General features: G+C 35.0%; 3 protein-coding genes. All 3 read left to right on the top strand.

All coding sequences use genetic code 11. The features are described 5' to 3' along the window. The coding region (locus WG67_RS00515; protein WP_458694952.1) for a hypothetical protein at positions 1–421 on the top strand (421 nt) is incomplete at its 5' end. Positions 422–674: 253 nt separating this feature from the next. Next, on the top strand, positions 675–1295 hold the full coding sequence (locus WG67_RS00510) for a TRP75-related protein (protein ID WP_070356736.1): 621 nt from the start codon (positions 675–677) through the stop codon (positions 1293–1295). Positions 1296–1320: 25 nt separating this feature from the next. Next, the gene (gene ispG / locus WG67_RS00505; RefSeq protein ID WP_070356735.1) at positions 1321–2601 is read left to right on the top strand and encodes a flavodoxin-dependent (E)-4-hydroxy-3-methylbut-2-enyl-diphosphate synthase; all 1281 of its coding nucleotides are present in this window, start codon (positions 1321–1323) and stop codon (positions 2599–2601) included. Positions 2602–2723: the final 122 nt, after the last annotated feature.

Below are 2723 nucleotides of genomic sequence, written 5' to 3'. Positions count from 1 at the left end.
AATTGATGCTGAGCAGTTTGAAAAAGTTTTTGGTGCATTAAAAGAATGGCAAGAAGCTCAAAAGATAGATGCTAAACAGTTTGAAGAGGTATTTAGTGCATTAAAAGAATGGCAAGAAGCTCAAAAGATAGATGTTGAGCAGTTTGAAAAAGTTTTTAGTGCATTAGAAGACAAGATTGGTACTAAGCAGTTTCAAGCTATGCAAGAGCACTTAAACGGCCTGCAAGAAAAAGTGGAAACACTTGCAGAGGCAGTAGCAGATCAACAAAAAATAATGGCAATTTGTATCATAGTCAGTGCTGTTGCCGCAATAGCAATAACTAGTTTTGTTGCATTCTGTATCTATCAGGGAGTTAAGCTTGATAAAGAGAAAAAAACGACTTATCTAAAGATACGCCAGACGCAAAACTTAATAATGTAGATACTACCGATGGTACTGAAAAACTACAGAATAACTTAAAAGTTGCAAACATATAGCTGCATAACACTTTTCTTGAAAAGGTGTTACGCAACTTGTAACACCTTACTCTTCTCTTAGTCTGCGTAGGTTTTTTTGATAGCAAACATATCACTTTTTAGAAAAATATTTGTATTGTAAAGTTAGTAAAGATTCTGGTTTACTTAAAGTTTGTTAATTGCTATCTTTTAAAATACGATATTTACTATAGCACCATATGCTTAGGGTTTTTTCTAAAATTTTATTTATATTAATGTTTTTGGTTTCTAGCTTTTTTACTGTGCATAGTGCTGAAGCTAAATCTAAGCTCAGTAAGAGATACATACCTCCTGGTAACCCTGGTGGTGCAAACTTTCATACAGATGAGGATTTTGCTGAGTCATATAAACTGTATGAGAAGCGTAGGGAATTGCTCAAGAAAAAAAAATTACAAGATCGAGCTATAAATAAAGAAGATCTAATCAAAAAATTAAAAGAGAAAAAAATTGCTAGTCTTGATAATGAGCCAAATGACATGGAAGCTTGCATAGTCGACGATGAAGAGAGCACTATGATAAATCAGCATGGTATTAATATCGCACGTTTAAGGGGTGCTGTATTTATAGATCAAGAGTCAGTTTTCCAGTATGAAAATAAGCAGCATGAAAGTGAACAACAAGAAGAGAAGAAAGTTACTTCAACACGAGAAAAGAAAGTTTCTCCTATAAATGTCACTATAAAAGAAACTCCATCAAGAAGAACGTGCTCACATGATTCTATTGCTAATTTGGATAACGTAGATGCTTATAGTTTGAATGGTTCAAGTTCATTTGGCAGTGTAGCTGACACAGTAAAATAGTATCACAATATTGGCCATTAATAATATGCTAGATAAAGACCTGATATTGAATGATAATACATATGAATTATCGCAGATTTCCAGGCACAAAACTCATGTTGTAGAAGTTGGAAAAGTAAAGATAGGCGGAAATAATCCTGTAGTTGTACAATCTATGGCGCTTGGCGTGCATATAGATGCTGATAATATAAAAAGTAGCGCAAAACATTATGCAAAAGAGATAACAGAACTAGCGCGTACAGGTTCAGAATTGGTGCGAATTGCCTTGAACTCAGAGGAGGTAGCAAGAGCAATACCTTATATAGTAGAAGAGATAAATAAAGAAGGTTTTGACGGTAAAATATTGGTAGGCTGCGGTCAATATGAGCTAGATAAATTAGTTCAAGATTATCCAGACAACATCAAAATGCTGGGTAAAATTAGAATCAATCCAGGCAATATAGGCTTTGGCGACAAACGTGATGAGAAGTTTGAAAGGGTGATAGAGTATGCAATAATGCACGATCTTCCGGTTAGAATTGGGGTAAATTGGGGTAGTCTTGATAAATACCTTTTGCAAAAATTGATGGATGAAAACTCTTCGCTTAGTAATTCAAGGCCTTCTGATGTGATACTGCGCAAAGCACTTGTAATGTCTGCTCTTGATAGTGCAAAAAAAGCTGAAGAAATTGGTCTAAATTCAAACAAAATAATCATTTCATGTAAAGTTAGCAAAGTACAAGATTTAATTTTAGTTTATATGGCACTTGCAAAATCTTCCAATTATGCGCTGCATTTGGGTTTAACTGAGGCTGGTATGGGCAATAAAGGTGTGGTAAATACCGCAGCAGGGCTTACTTATTTATTGCAAAATGGCATTGGAGATACAATACGGGCTTCTTTGACTCAACGTCCTGGTGAATCGCGTACTAATGAAGTGGTGGTGTGTCAGGAAATATTGCAGTCTATAGGCTTGCGACACTTTAACCCTCAGGTTAATTCATGTCCTGGTTGTGGGCGCACGAGTAGCGATCGTTTTCGTATATTAACTGAAGAGGTGAATGGCTATATAAAAACTCATATGCCGATGTGGAAGAAAAAAAATCCAGGTGTAGAGCATATGAACATTGCTGTTATGGGATGCATAGTAAATGGTCCTGGAGAAAGCAAACACGCAAATTTGGGAATCAGCTTACCTGGATATGGAGAAAAACCTGTTTCAGCAGTCTACAAAAACGGCAAATATTTCAAAACTTTACAAGGTGATAATGTCTCTGAAGAATTTAAGGCAATTATTGATAATTATGTGAAGAAGCATTACACGTAACCTTTCACGGTTAATTAATAGATAAATCGCAAATAAAAAAGAAAATTAAACCTTGTTTTTCTTTTTTCGTTGGGAATGTTCAAAAAAGTGTGTCAAACCGAAAAAAAAGTAATAAATTGATG

The organism is Wolbachia endosymbiont of Drosophila incompta, from assembly GCF_001758565.1.
GTDB lineage: Bacteria > Pseudomonadota > Alphaproteobacteria > Rickettsiales > Anaplasmataceae > Wolbachia > Wolbachia pipientis.
This window is presented reverse-complemented; position numbering and strand designations above follow the sequence as displayed.

Excerpts from the sequence above, each read along its gene's own strand:
- WG67_RS00510 (WP_070356736.1), top strand. The coding sequence starts at position 675 with ATGCTTAGGGTTTTTTCTAAAATTTTATTTATATTAATGTTTTTGGTT.
- ispG (WP_070356735.1), top strand. The coding sequence starts at position 1,321 with ATGCTAGATAAAGACCTGATATTGAATGATAATACATATGAATTATCG.